This window comes from Bacillus sp. RAR_M1_44 (assembly GCF_020165935.1).
Lineage (GTDB): Bacteria > Bacillota > Bacilli > Bacillales > Bacillaceae > Bacillus > Bacillus altitudinis.
The window spans coordinates 102,370-116,999 of the sequence record NZ_JAIUKX010000002.1 but is presented as its reverse complement, the minus strand read 5'-3'; the positions used below and the strand labels follow the sequence as shown (position 1 = coordinate 116,999).

The following is a 14,630-nucleotide window of genomic DNA, read 5'->3' as shown; positions in this document are numbered from 1 at the left end:
ATCGACATCCTTTATTCGAAGTCATATCACCATCATATGCGAAGGTAGGTCCAATTGTGAGTTTGGCGGATGTTCGTCATTGTTGCTAAATAACTCTCGAATATGCTTCACTCGCGCAACGGCATTTATTCCGCACGTAGAGCCAATTTGATAGATAGAGGAGGAAGAGACCCCTTCTACATGAATGGACGACACTTTAATGAGAGGCTTTTCATGATAAAAGGCCGTTCTAACCGCTCGTTCTGGCAGCATCAATGGGATCGGCTCATAATACACTTCAAATTCTTTTGCATCTAGGTTTTCAGCTTCATTTCCATAAAACAAACTAATGGTTCGCTGAACAGCTAACACCTTCACGTTCGGGCATAGCTCTTGTGTATCACCAATTTGAACAACACTCGCAATCCCGACAGAATTCACCTTCGAGAATTTTACTTGAGATGTGCGCTTGATCATTATCGAGGGGCTAGAGGAACAAACGGGCCAATAATTAATGATTCTGGCGGTGTATCGAAAATCGATGACAGTTGTACGTGATCCGTGTCCCCGATAATAAATAGGGAAGAGGACGATACCCCAACTACTTTAATGCTTCCGGTTTCGATGTTGCGGTTGACGACTGTGAAATTCATCCGTTTTCCTCTCCTTTCGTTTCATTTGGAATATGGGCTAAAAAGTGCTCGATTGCCCGTTTGACATCATGTTTCACGTATTCAGCAATTTGCTCGGAACGTTGAAGCGGGGTCATATCTTCCCTTTGAGGCAGCTGCCCCGCATAATATTTGATTCTGCTGTCTATTTGTTTTCGAATGTCCTCAATGATATGGTGTTTGTTGCTTTCATCAAGCGAGCCTTCGTATCGCTGCTCTAGTTCTTCAAGAAGCTGCGGTGCTTCTTCATTTAAGAATGCATCGACAAGCTGGCGTGTTTGATTGAAAAATTGATCAGCCATTTCTTGCTGCATCATTCCAATTCCCGGGGTTGTTGTTTGGCCCACTTCAAAATTTTGAACACTATTTGGATCAGATGGATTGAGGCCGATATTTAATGTGCCTTCCAGCCGCTCGATTTTCAGTTGATCAAATTGATAATCAATCCGTTCAATCGTTGTTGTCGGTTTATCTTTGATCATTTGCATTTCCTGCTGAAGCTCGTTAAGCCTTTTTTCAAGCATCATGATTTGCTGTGTTTGCTTTTGAATGATGCCATACATTTGTGAAGCGCTGTTTTGATAGTCATACATATGCATACACCTCCGGGGATTGCAGATGAACTTATGTTGTTGGTGACTGAAGCGGTACAAAAGGTGCCGTGCTTGCGCCCTGAGACTCTTCAATTCCTTGTGTGCCTGCTGCGGCAGGTGCTGCTTCTACGTAGCTACCAGTGTTATACAGATTGGAGAGTGCTTTGATTGATCCAGCACTGCCGATTTGAAGAACGGATGAGTTACTCACAGACTCCACACGTAAGTAATTAATTTGTATCGCTTGATTAATATAGAAGTTCAATGGATTCTCACTCCTTACAAGTTACCAACAAGCGGTTGATCAATGACATCACTATCATACGTATTTGTCACACTTTTATAGTTGCTAATGCGTAATTGATCACCAGTGTTAAAACTGCCTGCGCCGGCAAACGTTTTAACCTGACTATTTGGAGAAATGGTGATGCAATCTCCAACATGAACGACTCCGCTCGTTCCGACGGCATTTACTTTAAAGGCTCCAACAATAGCCGGCATAGCGGTGCACATCCTTTAGAAAAATAGGGCACTTCGTTTTTGGGCGTTTCACCATAGCTTATGATGGGTCTTTTAATATGTGATTGTCTTTTTGAAGAACTTTGATGAGAGGAATGAAGTGTATGGTTTACCCTTTATTCGAGCATTCTTTAGAGGTGGTTTTGATGCCTTTATTTAAGAGTGTGTCAAGCTCTTGACTGCACCTGATGGTTTCTTCGGCATTCATTCCGAATTTTTTTGCGGTCTCAATCAAATGTAATCTTTTTTGTTCAATTTCATAATTGATCATAACGGACGCCAACTCTCACATTTTTTATCAAATAGAAGGATATGGTTAGTATACCCTATTTTTCTATAAAAAAAGCTCTTTCGTCAATATGAGAACTAAAGTGACAAAATTCGAAAGTGTCTTTACAGGTGCGATGTCTCTTTTTTAATCTCAGTTTGTAAATAACGTCGTCTTTTGTTGATATACTGTCGGATTAATTCTCGCTCTGAACGCAGCATGTCTTGTCGGTTTTTCGTATATGGATCATCTCCAATTCGCTGCTCAATCGAAGCATGCCATGTCTCAATGATGGGGAGAAGTCGTTTTTCTAAAAAATGTGTATCTAGTACGTGCTGGAAAAGGGCATAATAGTCTCTTTTAAATGCAGGGATGTCTAGTAATCTAGCGGTTAATGTATTGAAACCGCTGACTGGAATATAATCAAACGCCATTTCTTCTCCGTGAATATCACGACCCCAAGTCGCATCATAATCCCAAGGCATTACTTGAAACCTTCCTTGATCATTCACATAAAGGGCATAGTTATGAACAAAGCCATCAAAATTTTGGGTACACACGACACCAATGAGCCAGCGGAAATATTGTGTCACATCAAGATACTGCTCAATCTTATTTGCAAACGTGTCGTCCCTTGCGGTGTTCAAAAAGTAAATAAATTCACTCAGCTGCTTGTCGTGTTCAGGTGTTCCTGTTTTTTTCTCATAACCGAGAAGAAGATGTTTTTTAGGCTTTTTATCAAATGAACTTAAAAGAGAGAAATTGGCGTCATCATCTACAGCATAATAAATGCCGCCTCCATGCAGCTGTCGTTTTTGGAGGAACCGCTCATCTACAGATTCTATTTTTAAATAAATGCCTTCTTTTCTTCCATTAATGGTCAGAAACACATGAGAAGCGGACGGGCTGAACACACCCATTTGTTCAAAGAAATAAAAAGACAGCCTGTTGCGAATGAAAGAAGGATCATTGTACTCTGCATTTAAGTGAAAAAGGGATTCGCCCTGTCTTTGCTTTGGTTTTCGATATTCAATTTGATATGATTTTTTCTTGAGCTTTCGAATGTGTGATCCTCGGTATGAGGCATAAATATGTGACTTCGTTTGGCCGGTTTTCATAATGGCCTCGACGGGTTCATCGTTCCATACGTCCTTTTTTAATTCCATGAGATCTTTTGGATGAATCCAGATATCCAGTTGTTTTAAAGGTTCTGTGTCCATGCGTTCATCACCCTCCTATATCTCCTCCACTATATGAAAATGAAGGAATGTCCTGTACCTGCTGGTAGGTATTCATGGAGTTTTCTAAGAAAGAGGCATTCGCCAAGAACACTTGTCTATCGAGTCTCGTAACATAAAGCAGAGAAGATAAACAGCTTCGTCTGTTTGTTTTGTCAGAGCACAGATTGGGAGGGGAATTGTTCGTGAGCACATTTGATCATTCGCATATTGAACATGCAGTTGATTCACTTCGAAGTGAGGGGCGTGATCAACACTTAGATCGTGAACCAGAATCGGGACATTCGCACAAATCATCTCGTTCTCGTCATTCAAATCGCCGTCACTGGTTCTTTGGTGGAGGAGGCTGCCGTAAGTCACATCGCAGCAAAAAAAGCCATAAAAGCTATCGTTCTAAAAAAAGCTATCGCTCTAAAAAAAGTCGCTGCTCAAAGAAAAGTGTAAAGAGCGAGAAACCATGTAAAAGTAAAAAGTCGTATAAAAGCAAAAAGTCTTGCCGTAGCAAAAAGAGTGAACCAAAAAAATCATGCCGCAGCAAACACAGATCACATCATAAGAAAAGCTGCCGCAAATCACACCGTAGCCATCGATCTAAACGTTCTCATCACAAACGGAGTCACTCTTGCCGAAGATGCGGGAAGAAAAAACATCATTCCCGCCATCAAGGAAATGTTGATCGTAAATGGGATCAAGGGAATATGTGGGAGTATCGACGCTACCGCTAAATGTCAGGTCTTCATTTTTGAAACCCTTTTTAAAAGAGAGTATGATAAAAAAGGGTTTTTTTTATTTCGTAGAGAAATAAAAATGAGACATCATAATGTATTGTAATGAAGATTGTGAGGGGAAGACATGAAGTTTTTTACAGGTGAGATACATAACAGATTGTTTATCGGGGTCGTCATTGATGATGAATGGGTGATGGACGTCAAAAAGGCAGAAGCAAAACTATTTGAGCTAGAAACATTGCCAAACTCTTTATTTGAATGCATCAACATGGGGGACAAGTTTGTTGAACACGTCAAACAGCTTCTTGATTGGGCGGAGAAAAAAGAAGAAGACCGCGGCTCTTATGTCTATCCGCTTTCGGACGTGACACTCCATGCACCGATTCCAAAACCAACGAAAAACATCATGTGTGTTGGGAAAAACTATCAAGATCACGTCATGGAAATGGGAAGTGCGGCAGATATTCCTAAAGACGTGATGATCTTTACAAAGGCGCCTACCTCTGTTGTAGGGCATGAAGCGGACATTCTTCTCCATGAAGATGTGACAAGTGAATTGGATTACGAAGGGGAGCTTGCCATTGTCATTGGCAAAACAGGAAAGAATATTGCTCCTGAAGAGGTCCACGATTACATTTTCGGTTACACCATTTTAAATGATATAACCGCAAGAGATTTGCAGAAAAAACACAAACAATTTTTCATCGGGAAAAGCTTAGATACAACTTGTCCAATTGGACCTTATATCGTTCACAAGTCAGTGATTGAGGATCATGGAGCACTCCATGTGGAAACAAAGGTAAACGGAGAGGTTCGTCAGTCTGCCAGTACGGAATTAATGATCTTTCCAATTGAAGACATTGTGTCAACTCTTTCAAAAGGGATGACGCTGGAAGCGGGAGACATCATTGCAACAGGTACACCTTCTGGAGTCGGCAAAGGTTTTGAACCGCCAAAATTTTTAGCCTCAGGCGATCAGGTTGATGTAACAATTGAACCAATTGGGACGTTATCAAATCGCGTCAAATAAAGGCGTTTTGACACAGGATTGTCGCTTTGTGTTCGACTTATTTCGTGGTACGATGAGAAGGTAATTGTTCTGATAAAGGGGGAAATCACAAATGGGAACACATTTACATATTACAGCGTGGGTGCTAGGTATTATTTTATTTTTCGTTGCCTTTGCATTAGCAGGTAAAAACGATAAAGGCGCTAAAATTGTGCATATGATCGTACGACTGTTCTACTTGATTATTATTGCAACAGGCGTAGAGCTGTATGTTCGCACAGGAATGAAAATCCCGGGTTACGGGGGCGAGTATGTTGGAAAAATGATACTTGGTATTCTTGTGATTGGTTTCATGGAAATGGTCCTTGTACGCAAGAAAAAAGGAAAATCGGTGACGGGTGTATTCATTGGTTTTATCGTGGTTGCCATTGTGACCATTCTTCTAGGCTTACGTCTGCCGATCGGTTTCCATATCTTTTAAGATAAAAAGGGCATTGCTTATCAAAAGCAGTGCCCTTTTTATGTGAGATCAAACTGAGACATCAGCCGGTGACCGTCAGATGTCGTCCATTCCAATTGAACTTGATTTGTACCCGAATGATGGTGGCATTGAAGGGCAAGTGATTGCATGTCTCCTGAAAATTGAAAAAAAGACACGCGATGAGAAGGATGGAAGGAAGAGAAGACACAATCATAGACGGAAAAGCCAAGCTGTTCTACATGGTCAATGATCTGATAAAAGACGCTTTCTGGTACGAACATGAGCAAATCAAGCCACCCTTTAGAAAGAGACGCTGTATATTGAATGCGTTCACCGCCTTTTACCTCCATCAACTTCCCATTATCACAAAGAACGACAGACCCGAGCAATTCTCCTTTTGTCCATCGATCCTTTTCTTTCAAACAGATCATAGAACTTTGAAGGCTTTCAGGCAGCATGATGTCTCCTTCTTCGTCTTCAATCAGACAATGACCGTTTTCCATCAGTAAGTATCCGTTACACCATTTTGGGTGGTTTTGCTGAAGATATGTCATGCGGTTCTCCATTCGCAAAACCTCCTTTCCTCTTTCTTTTCTTACCAAATGAAGCTTGTCCTATACACAGGAGGAAAAAAGGACAAATCAACTATCAAGGAGACGATGCATAAACTAAGAAAGGCTAAATGAGAACACTTGATGAAAAACGGATGGGAGCTGATGATGATGTGTGGAATAACAGGCTGGGCAGACTTTAAAAAGCAGCTCATCCAACAGGATCATGTAATCAATCAAATGACAGATACATTATCTAAACGAGGGCCGGATGATACAAATACGTGGAAAAGTGAGCACGTTCTTTTCGGCCATAAACGGTTAGCCGTTGTCGATGTTGAAGGCGGAAAGCAGCCGATGACATATACCCATCAACACCATGATTATACGGTGGTATACAATGGAGAACTCTATAACACAGAGGATATACGAAAAGAATTATTCAAAAGGGGGCACCGCTTTCTTGGGCATTCTGATACAGAGGTTCTTCTTCACGCCTATACAGAATGGAAGGAAGAGTGTGTGACCCATTTTAATGGAATTTTTGCATTTGTCATTTGGGATAGTGAACGTGAATTATTATTTGCAGCAAGAGACCGGCTCGGTGTCAAGCCATTTTTCTATACAGAACGTCATCATTCCTTTTTGTTTGGCTCAGAAATCAAAGCACTTCTGGCTCATCCTGAGATGAAAGCCAAAGTCGATCATGAAGGCTTATCAGAAATTTTTGGCCTAGGGCCGTCTAGAACACCAGGGCAAGGCGTATTTAAAGGGGTGAAAGAGCTGAGGCCGGCACATGCCCTAACCTTTTCAAAAGATGGTTTGCGTGTGTGGAGGTACTGGAATGTCAAAAGCAAGCAGCATACAGATTCGCTTGATGACACCGCTCAGCACGTGAAGGAACTCTTTACGGATGCTGTTACAAGACAGCTCGTCTCTGATGTGCCTGTATGTACGTTTTTATCGGGTGGCGTGGATTCTAGTGCCATTACAGCCATTGCCGCCAAGCACTTTGAGAAAATAGGGAAAGCCCCGCTGCATACGTATTCCGTTGATTACGACGGAAATGATCAATTCTTTGAAGCAAGTCAATTCCAGCCCAATGCTGACGGGCCGTGGATTGATCGAATGACCAAAGCGTTTCAAACGAATCATCACAGCTGTATCATCGGGCAAAAAGAGCTGGCTTCTTATTTGAAAGAAGCGGTTGAAGTGCGAGATTTGCCGGGGATGGCAGATATTGATTCTTCCTTACTATGGTTCTGCCGAGAAATTAAAAAGGATTTTGTTGTCGGTTTATCAGGTGAATGTGCAGATGAAATTTTTGGAGGTTACCCATGGTTTCACATGGCAAGCGAAACCAATGGATTTCCGTGGATGAGATCAACGGAAGCACGCATTCAGCTTCTTCAAGACTCATGGCAAAAGAAATTATCACTGAAGGAATATGCGCAAAGCAAATATGAAGAAACCGTGGCAGAAACCCCTCTTTTAGATGGAGAAACCGGAGTAGATAAAGCCCGAAGAGAACTTTTTTACTTAAATATGATTTGGTTTATGACCACGCTTCTGGATCGAAAAGATCGTATGAGCATGGGGGCGAGCCTTGAGGTACGTGTTCCATTCGCAGATCATCGTCTTGTTGAGTATGTATGGAATATTCCTTGGGAAATGAAAATGTATGGAAATCGGGAAAAAGGGGTTTTGAGGAAAGCATTAGAGGGAATTTTACCGAATGAAGTGCTTTATCGCAAGAAGAGCCCTTATCCGAAAACACATCATCCTGCTTATACTCAGGCGGTAAAAGAGATGTTAACAGATTGTCTCGCGCAAAAGGATTCTGTGCTTCATGAATTTTTAGATCCACATCAATTAAAACAGCTGATTGAAACAGAAGGGGCTTCTTTCCAGGTTCCTTGGTATGGTCAGTTAATGAAAGGCCCACAGCTCATTGCCCATTTGGCACAGATTCACCATTGGTTTGAAACATATCGAATTGATATAGAAGCATAACAAAGGGTCGGCTTTCTTGCACTTGTTGAAAGGAAGTCGGCTTTTTTGATACATAACATGAGACTTTTAGAGCACATCAAAAGTTGAACTAACCGTTTCAATTTGTATAATTAACTTAAAGTGAATTAATTTGGAGGAAAAAGGATAATGAAAATCATTGTGATCGGAGCAGGACCAGGGGGACTTGCAGCAGCTATGATGTTGCAAAGCAAAGGACATGATGTTCATATATATGAAAAACAGTCCTTTGTTGGCGGACGTAACTCTAAGTTTCAACTTGGTGATTTCACGTTTGATACAGGTCCTACTTTTCTCAGTATGATTCATATTGCAGAGGAACTGTTCACCTTTGCCGGTAAAAATCTCTATGATTATATAGATGTGATTGAATTAAAAGAAATGTATAGATTAATCTTTCAAGATGAGAAGCTTGATATGATTCGAGATCGAGACGAAATGTACAAACGACTAGAAGCCTTTGCACCTGGTGAGGGCGAAGGGTATGTACGTTTTATGAATGATACAAAACGAAAAATGGACCGCCTAACGCCGATTCTACAAAGTAAAATGGATCGTTTCCATCATTATTTGCGTCCAAAAGTCATCAAAGCACTTCCTCAGCTCTCATTGAATAAAAGCTTATATGATGTGCTGTCGGATTATTTCTCAAATGAATCAGTGAAATATGCCTTTACATTCCAATCAAAATATTTAGGGATGTCACCTTGGGAATGCCCAGGAGCGTTCTCAATTCTTTCCTTTATGGAGCATGACACAGGCGTTTATCACCCGAAAGGCGGAGTGAATCAGCTGTCAGAAGCGATGGCAAAGGCAGCTGTTGAATCTGGGGCTACCCTTCATCTATCAACTGGAGTTGAAAAGTTGCTGACTGAAGGCAGGAAAGTGAAGGGCATTCGCTTAGAAATCGGTGAAGAAATACAGGCAGATGAGGTCGTCGTAAATGGTGATTTTGCACACGTGATGACAAAGCTTGTAGAGCCGGGTCTTTTAAAGAAATATAGCGAGAAGAAACTGAAAAAGAAAAAATTCTCATGCTCCACCTTTATGCTGTACCTAGGTTTAGATACGATATATGATGAGCCGCATCATACCATCGTTTTTTCCGATGACTATGCGAAGTTCGTCAAAGAGATTACGAAAACCTTTGAGCTGCCGGATGATCCGTCCATTTATATTCAAAATGCAAGTGTGACAGATGATTCGCTTGCGCCAAAAGGCAAGTCCGCTCTTTATGTGTTAGCACCCGTTGCCAATAATCAAAGCGGTATTGACTGGGAAGCGTATCAAGAAGAATTTAGAGAGCTTGTGCTGGATACACTGGAGCGGAAAACGGGCTTTAAGAATATCAGGCAGCATATTGAAGTCGAGCGGATGATCACGCCGAAGCATTGGGAAGAAGAGCTGTATGTATATGAAGGAGCTACATTTAATCTGGGTCATCAGTTGACGCAGATGATGGTACTCAGGCCGCATAATGAATTTGATGAGTTGAAACACTGCTGGCTCGTTGGTGGAGGAACCCACCCAGGCAGTGGATTGCCAACCATTTTAGAATCAGCGCGTATTACGACAAATGCGATTCTGGCAAAAGAGAAACATACGCACAAAAGAGTGCCACATCAAGAAAAGGGGAGCGCCTCATGAAAAAACATATATTGATTGCTGGCGGCGGTATTGGCGGAATGATCTCAGCCCTCTATTTAAAAAAAGCTGGACATGATGTCACCCTTGTTGAAAAAAATGAACGGCTCGGCGGGAGACTTGCTTTTGTACGTGAGAAAGGATATAAAGTAGATGAAGGTCCGACCATTGTCCTACTTCCTGATATGTTAAGAGGCATTTTACATGACGTAGGCATTGATGAAACATCTCTTGATCTCTTGCAGCTCGATCCGCTGTATACGATCCACTATCAAGATGGAACTTCCTACACGAAATACTCTGATACACGGCGACAACTAGAAGAAATCAAACGTGTATTTCCAAAGGAAGAACAGGGATATTTAACATTTATGCAAGAAATGACGGATCGGTTTCAAGAAGGGCAGGAAGCTTTTCTAGAAAAATCATTTCATGAAAAACGAACCTTTTTTACAAAAGCGAACATGAAGATTTTAATGAAATTAAAAGCATATCGAACCGTTCAAAGTTCTCTCAAAAAATATTTTTCAGATGAGCGCCTCCGAGCTGCATATGCACTTCAAACCCTCTATGTCGGAGGAAATCCGTATGAAGCATCTGCCATTTATTCGCTTGTTTCATATAGTGAGCACGCACACGGAATTTACTATTTAAAAGGCGGATATGCGAGTTTAGTAGATATATTGGAGAGACAGCTCTTAAAGACGGGTGTACGCATAAGAAAAAGTGAAGAAGTCGCACAATTTGAGTTTGAGGGGAAACGTGTGGTCAAGGCAAAAATAAATGATGAGCACATAGCAGCTGATGCATTTGTGATGAACGGAGATTATCCAGCGGCGTTAAAACAGCTTGGTTTAGGTGAACAAGACCGGCGTAAATACGTTCCATCCTCCGGCTGCGTGATGGTGTATCTAGGGTTAAACAAAGTATACGATGAAGCACCTGTTCATCAATTTTTCATGGGAGAACACTTTGATCAGCATATGAGAGAGGTGTTCCAAACGAAAACGATACCTCAAGATCCATCATTTTATACGTTTAATCCATCGACCATCGATCCATCCCTTGCCCCAGAAGGCAGCAGTGTCCTATATATGCTCATTCCTGTTCCATCAGGAGATCACATCAACTGGGAACAAGAGACAGACTTTGTGGATAAAATGGTGGAGCGTCTTGAGAAAAGAGGCTTTCCACAGCTGCGAGAGGCGGTTGTCTGGCAAAAGGTGAGAACACCGAATGATTCAATGCGAGAAGGATTGTTTGAAGGCGGCAGCTTTGGACTCGCTCCTAATTTGTTTCAATCAGGTGTGTTTCGCCCGCAAGTAAAGGTTGCAGATGTAGACAATCTATATGCGGTAGGTGCTTCCATCCATCCCGGCGGCGGGGTACCGATCGTGATGCAAAGTGCAAAGCTCATGGCTTCTGTACTGCTTAAAGAGCTGAATAACAGAAAGGAAGTGAAGCTAAGTGGTTGATGTGCAAACAGCATTGAAAATATGTGAAGAGACCATTCAAACCCATTCAAAAACGTTTTATCGTGCCTTTTCCATGTTGCCTAAAAAGAAAAGACAGGCTGTTTGGGCTGTTTATTCCTTTTGTAGGAGAGCGGATGACATTGTAGATGAGTCTCCTTCACCAAAGGAAGAACTGGCGTCTTTTCAGGAGGCATTTGATCGTTTCTTGCAAGGAGAAGTAGATCGTGATGATCCAATGTGGGTGGCGCTGGAGTATACATTTCAACAGTTTCGTATGGATGAATCCCCATTCCGTGACCTGCTGCGTGGACAGGAGATGGATTTAGAGCAGCACCGGTATGAAACGTTAGATGAACTGCTCATTTATTCCTATCATGTCGCAAGTACAGTTGGATTAATGCTGCTTCCGATCATTGCACCGCGTAAAAAAGAACAGCTAAAAGAAGCCGCGATTTCCCTTGGGATTGGCATGCAGTTGACCAATATTCTTCGAGACATTGGTGAGGATAAGGCGGAAAGGAACCGCATTTATTTGCCAAAACAAGTCATGGATCAATTTGGGTATACAGAGCAAGAATTACAAGAAGGGATCGTCAATCAAGCCTTCCAGCACGTATGGGAATATATTGCGTTCGAGGCAGAGGCGTACTATGAGGAATTTTTTGACCATCTACATGAATTCCCACTTTATTCAAGGATACCGGTGAAAGCAGCTGCTCACTTTTATAAGGCTATTTTAGATAAAACTAGAGAAAACGAATACCGCGTCTTTACGAAGCGGTCATATATTTCAACACAAGAAAAAGCACTTATTTTAGAAGATATTACGTAATGAAAAGAAGACAAAGGGGTAAAATAAAGTTCGTTTTAGCCCTTTCAGCGTGTAGACAAACCCTCGCATTCGGTGTCAGTCCTGCGCTTCGGTGCTCACGAATGTTAAATTCGCTCCGCGCCGATGCTCGTCCTTCCTAGGGCTGCAAAGGTTTTCTATCACGCTGAAAAGAAGACAAAGGGCTAAAATAAAGTTCATTTTAGCCCTTTGTCAACAATCTGAAAGGACTGCACCCGCAGTCCTTTTTATGTGGAAGTAAACCGGTACTCCGTCCACACCCTTGAACGCCACCGCCTATACATGAAGATACCTCTTACCCATTCATCCACGATAAAAGAAATCCAAACCCCGATAAGGCCCATCTCAAGTTGAATGCCTAATAAATAAGCGATCGGAAGGCCGATGCCCCACATTGAAATCATCGCCATATAGACTGGAAACTTCGCGTCACCAGCTGCCCGCAAGGAGTTGATGATGACCATATTAAAAGAACGTCCAGGCTCTAAAACAATCGTCAATATGAGGAGGAGGCTCGCGGTTTGAATGATCTCACTGTTGCTAGTGAAAAAAGTAAGTAAATGCGTCGATGATAAAGATAAAGCAGTCGAAGAAAGAAGCGAGATGGCAATGGCCCAGTATAAGCTTTTCATGCATCTTCGATAGGCCGCATCAAATTCTTTCGCCCCGATCAGGCGCCCAATTAAGATTTGCGTTCCTTGGCTAATGGCGGCACCAAATAACATAATGAACATCATCAAATTCTGGGTATAGACTTTTGCTGCCAGTGCTTGCGTTCCCATAAATGTGATAAACAGCGTAATAATCATTTGAGAGCCATTATAAGAAAGCTGTTCTCCAGCAGAAGGAATGCCGATTTTTAGCAGTTTTTTTAAATGCGTTCGCTGGATGTAAAACATTCGCTTGAATGAAAACCGCAATCCAATGCGGTGTCGAACAATGAGGATCATGGCTGTTAGACCGATCAACCGTGCAAATGATGTGGAAAGAGCAACACCCATGACACCTAATACAGGGAAGCCAAATGGTCCAAAGATGACCAAATAATTACCAGCAACGTTTAACAGATTCATACCGATGGTGACATACATCGTATCTCTCGTGAATCCATAGCTTTTTAAAATAGCACTATAGGTCATAATGAGCGCCTGTATAAAAGACAGCAGGCCGACAATCTGTAAAAAGACGGTTGCATCTGGCATGAGCTCGCTTGATAATCCCATGATATGCAGGATGGGCACAGCTAACACAAACATAAGAAGACTGATCACAAAGCTAATGAGGAAGTTGGTGCCTAGTGATACATAGGCAACTTGGGTCGCTTCCTGCTTGCGGCTCGCTCCTAAAAGCTGCGCAATGACAATCGTCGTCCCAGTCGTAATGAAGCTGAACATCACAATCAATAGATTTAATAGCTGATTGCTTACCCCTACTGCGGCAACACTATTGTCAGAATACTGGCTGAGCATCAGTGTATCTGCGCTCCCCATCAGCATATATAAAGAGATTTCGATAAAAATAGGCCAAGTTAATGCAAATAATGAAGGGTGGGATTTTTCACTTTTGGCTTGAACCTTTTGTATTGTCAGTGCTTGTGGTTTCATCACATCGCCTTCTTTCGTATAAATCCGATTTATAGTGTACCTTGCATCGACTATAATAAGAAGAGATGAAACCGAAACTTATTGGAGAAATCCGACTTCATAAGGGGATGAATATGGGTCCGTTTATTACATTTACTGTACCGCCATTTCCAGTCTATATTGCTTCAGGCAAAGGTGTATTCCATCCAGGAGAACGACATATCTCCAGAATTTTCACCGTATTTGATCTTCTTTATGTCACGAAAGGTGAACTGTGGATCACAGAAGACGAGGTGCCTCATCACGTAAAAGAGGGAGAATATATCATCTTATCACCGGGACTTGCCCATGGTGGACATCTGCCATGCAAAGAAGAAACACTTTATGAGTGGCTGCATTTTTCAATTGATTCATTTGAGTTTACAGATCGGCCGAGAGAACACTGGTTTGACATGAAGCAAAATCAAGCCACTTTTGAAAAAGCAGCAAGCTATGAATTTCGTCTGCCCCGAAAAGGAAAAGTGAAAGGGGGAAGCGTGCTACAGAAGCATCTTTTAGCGATGCGCGCTTTAAATGATGATGCGTCTGAACTTCAGCTCAAAAAGCAGCTTCAATTTGAGGAAATGCTCATCCATTTACAAAAAGAAGCATTTCATATTCCAAGTGCAAAGGAGACTGTCGCTTCAGAAGTGGTTTACTATCTTGAACGTCATTTTACGCAAAAATTACAGATGGAGAAGCTGGCAGAGATTCTTCATTATCATCCTGATTACATGACAAGGTGCATGCAGACCGTGTACGGACTGACGCCGAGCCAGTACATCAATCGACTCAAAATCGAAAAAGCCAAAAGCCTACTTGCTTCAACGAATGAAAAAATAGCTCTCATTGCAGAACATGTAGGCATTGATGACCCTACTTATTTTTCAAAGCTGTTTCGGCAAAATGAAGGCATGACGCCTATCGAGTATCGTCATCTTGCTAAAAGAACGACAAAGTAAAGGAACGTG

Annotated in this window: 17 protein-coding genes and 1 pseudogene; 9 read left to right on the top strand and 9 right to left on the bottom strand. The window is 41.9% G+C overall.

Going from position 1 to position 14,630, the window contains the following annotated elements; genetic code table 11:
- Positions 1-21 precede the first annotated feature (21 nt).
- The 7 genes from LCD34_RS14125 to LCD34_RS14095 form a co-directional block, all read right to left on the bottom strand.
- A complete protein-coding gene (locus LCD34_RS14125; RefSeq protein WP_065460098.1) occupies positions 22-456 on the bottom strand; it encodes a spore germination protein GerPE in 435 nt (144 codons plus the stop codon).
- Complete coding sequence (locus LCD34_RS14120; RefSeq protein WP_003210893.1) at positions 456-632, bottom strand: germination protein GerPD; 177 nt, start codon at positions 630-632, stop codon at positions 456-458. The genes LCD34_RS14125 and LCD34_RS14120 overlap by 1 nt, the downstream gene beginning before the upstream one ends.
- Positions 629-1,243 (bottom strand): spore germination protein GerPC, encoded by a 615-nt coding sequence (locus LCD34_RS14115; RefSeq protein WP_008348607.1) that lies wholly within the window; start codon positions 1,241-1,243, stop codon positions 629-631. Before LCD34_RS14115 ends, LCD34_RS14120 begins: the two co-directional genes overlap by 4 nt.
- A 31-nt stretch (positions 1,244-1,274) precedes the next feature.
- The gene (locus tag LCD34_RS14110) at positions 1,275-1,508 is read right to left on the bottom strand and encodes a spore germination protein GerPB (RefSeq protein WP_003210877.1); all 234 of its coding nucleotides are present in this window, start codon (positions 1,506-1,508) and stop codon (positions 1,275-1,277) included.
- A 14-nt stretch (positions 1,509-1,522) separates the two neighbouring features.
- A complete protein-coding gene (locus LCD34_RS14105) occupies positions 1,523-1,744 on the bottom strand; it encodes a spore germination protein (RefSeq protein WP_003211745.1) in 222 nt (73 codons plus the stop codon).
- 127 nt (positions 1,745-1,871) lie between these two features.
- Complete coding sequence (locus LCD34_RS14100; protein ID WP_008348605.1) at positions 1,872-2,033, bottom strand: aspartyl-phosphate phosphatase Spo0E family protein; 162 nt, start codon at positions 2,031-2,033, stop codon at positions 1,872-1,874.
- Positions 2,034-2,155: 122 nt separating this feature from the next.
- Positions 2,156-3,250 (bottom strand): CotH kinase family protein, encoded by a 1,095-nt coding sequence (locus LCD34_RS14095; RefSeq protein WP_224559559.1) that lies wholly within the window; start codon positions 3,248-3,250, stop codon positions 2,156-2,158.
- Positions 3,251-3,453: 203 nt separating this feature from the next.
- Here LCD34_RS14095 and LCD34_RS19725 point away from each other — a divergent pair.
- From LCD34_RS19725 to LCD34_RS14080, 4 genes and pseudogenes are all read left to right on the top strand, one after another.
- A pseudogene (locus LCD34_RS19725) lies at positions 3,454-3,930 on the top strand (CotG/ExsB N-terminal domain-containing protein); the annotation flags it as partial.
- The gene (locus LCD34_RS14090) at positions 3,818-4,099 is read left to right on the top strand and encodes a hypothetical protein (protein WP_411910439.1); all 282 of its coding nucleotides are present in this window, start codon (positions 3,818-3,820) and stop codon (positions 4,097-4,099) included. The pseudogene LCD34_RS19725 and the gene LCD34_RS14090, both read left to right, overlap by 113 nt.
- A gap of 21 nt (positions 4,100-4,120) precedes the next feature.
- Entirely contained in the window at positions 4,121-5,026 is a 906-nt protein-coding gene (locus LCD34_RS14085) for a fumarylacetoacetate hydrolase family protein (RefSeq protein ID WP_224559555.1), read from the top strand.
- 91 nt (positions 5,027-5,117) lie between these two features.
- Positions 5,118-5,486, top strand: coding sequence for a YisL family protein (locus LCD34_RS14080; RefSeq protein ID WP_007499115.1), 369 nt, complete (start codon positions 5,118-5,120; stop codon positions 5,484-5,486).
- Positions 5,487-5,524: 38 nt separating this feature from the next.
- Here LCD34_RS14080 and LCD34_RS14075 read toward each other — a convergent pair whose 3' ends face one another.
- Complete coding sequence (locus tag LCD34_RS14075; protein WP_008348597.1) at positions 5,525-6,052, bottom strand: DUF2777 family protein; 528 nt, start codon at positions 6,050-6,052, stop codon at positions 5,525-5,527.
- A gap of 156 nt (positions 6,053-6,208) precedes the next feature.
- Here LCD34_RS14075 and asnB point away from each other — a divergent pair, with 156 nt between their 5' ends.
- From asnB to LCD34_RS14055, 4 genes are all read left to right on the top strand, one after another.
- Entirely contained in the window at positions 6,209-8,050 is a 1,842-nt protein-coding gene (asnB, locus tag LCD34_RS14070; protein ID WP_024720029.1) for an asparagine synthase (glutamine-hydrolyzing), read from the top strand.
- Positions 8,051-8,197: 147 nt separating this feature from the next.
- Positions 8,198-9,715, top strand: a complete 1,518-nt coding sequence (locus LCD34_RS14065; protein ID WP_224559553.1) for a phytoene desaturase family protein — start codon at positions 8,198-8,200, stop codon at positions 9,713-9,715.
- Complete coding sequence (locus tag LCD34_RS14060; RefSeq protein WP_081114763.1) at positions 9,712-11,187, top strand: phytoene desaturase family protein; 1,476 nt, start codon at positions 9,712-9,714, stop codon at positions 11,185-11,187. Before LCD34_RS14065 ends, LCD34_RS14060 begins: the two co-directional genes overlap by 4 nt.
- A complete protein-coding gene (locus LCD34_RS14055; RefSeq protein WP_017360206.1) occupies positions 11,180-12,019 on the top strand; it encodes a phytoene/squalene synthase family protein in 840 nt (279 codons plus the stop codon). The genes LCD34_RS14060 and LCD34_RS14055 overlap by 8 nt, the downstream gene beginning before the upstream one ends.
- Before the next feature lie 245 nt (positions 12,020-12,264).
- Here the strand turns inward: LCD34_RS14055 and LCD34_RS14050 are convergent, their stop codons facing one another.
- Positions 12,265-13,641 carry an MATE family efflux transporter gene (locus LCD34_RS14050; RefSeq protein ID WP_224559551.1) on the bottom strand — a complete coding sequence of 459 codons (1,377 nt, stop codon included), beginning with the start codon at positions 13,639-13,641 and terminating at the stop codon, positions 12,265-12,267.
- A 113-nt stretch (positions 13,642-13,754) separates the two neighbouring features.
- On the opposite strand from LCD34_RS14050, the gene LCD34_RS14045 reads away from it, so the two are divergent.
- Entirely contained in the window at positions 13,755-14,621 is an 867-nt protein-coding gene (locus LCD34_RS14045) for an AraC family transcriptional regulator (RefSeq protein WP_224559738.1), read from the top strand.
- Positions 14,622-14,630: the final 9 nt, after the last annotated feature.

Coding starts and splice junctions, on each gene's coding strand:
- LCD34_RS14125 (WP_065460098.1), bottom strand. CDS start 456: ATGATCAAGCGCACATCTCAAGTAAAATTCTCGAAGGTGAATTCTGTC.
- LCD34_RS14120 (WP_003210893.1), bottom strand. CDS start 632: ATGAATTTCACAGTCGTCAACCGCAACATCGAAACCGGAAGCATTAAA.
- LCD34_RS14115 (WP_008348607.1), bottom strand. CDS start 1,243: ATGTATGACTATCAAAACAGCGCTTCACAAATGTATGGCATCATTCAA.
- LCD34_RS14105 (WP_003211745.1), bottom strand. CDS start 1,744: ATGCCGGCTATTGTTGGAGCCTTTAAAGTAAATGCCGTCGGAACGAGC.
- LCD34_RS14100 (WP_008348605.1), bottom strand. CDS start 2,033: ATGATCAATTATGAAATTGAACAAAAAAGATTACATTTGATTGAGACC.
- LCD34_RS14095 (WP_224559559.1), bottom strand. CDS start 3,250: ATGGACACAGAACCTTTAAAACAACTGGATATCTGGATTCATCCAAAA.
- LCD34_RS14085 (WP_224559555.1), top strand. CDS start 4,121: ATGAAGTTTTTTACAGGTGAGATACATAACAGATTGTTTATCGGGGTC.
- LCD34_RS14080 (WP_007499115.1), top strand. CDS start 5,118: ATGGGAACACATTTACATATTACAGCGTGGGTGCTAGGTATTATTTTA.
- LCD34_RS14075 (WP_008348597.1), bottom strand. CDS start 6,052: ATGGAGAACCGCATGACATATCTTCAGCAAAACCACCCAAAATGGTGT.
- asnB (WP_024720029.1), top strand. CDS start 6,209: ATGTGTGGAATAACAGGCTGGGCAGACTTTAAAAAGCAGCTCATCCAA.
- LCD34_RS14065 (WP_224559553.1), top strand. CDS start 8,198: ATGAAAATCATTGTGATCGGAGCAGGACCAGGGGGACTTGCAGCAGCT.
- LCD34_RS14060 (WP_081114763.1), top strand. CDS start 9,712: ATGAAAAAACATATATTGATTGCTGGCGGCGGTATTGGCGGAATGATC.
- LCD34_RS14050 (WP_224559551.1), bottom strand. CDS start 13,641: ATGAAACCACAAGCACTGACAATACAAAAGGTTCAAGCCAAAAGTGAA.
- LCD34_RS14045 (WP_224559738.1), top strand. CDS start 13,755: ATGGGTCCGTTTATTACATTTACTGTACCGCCATTTCCAGTCTATATT.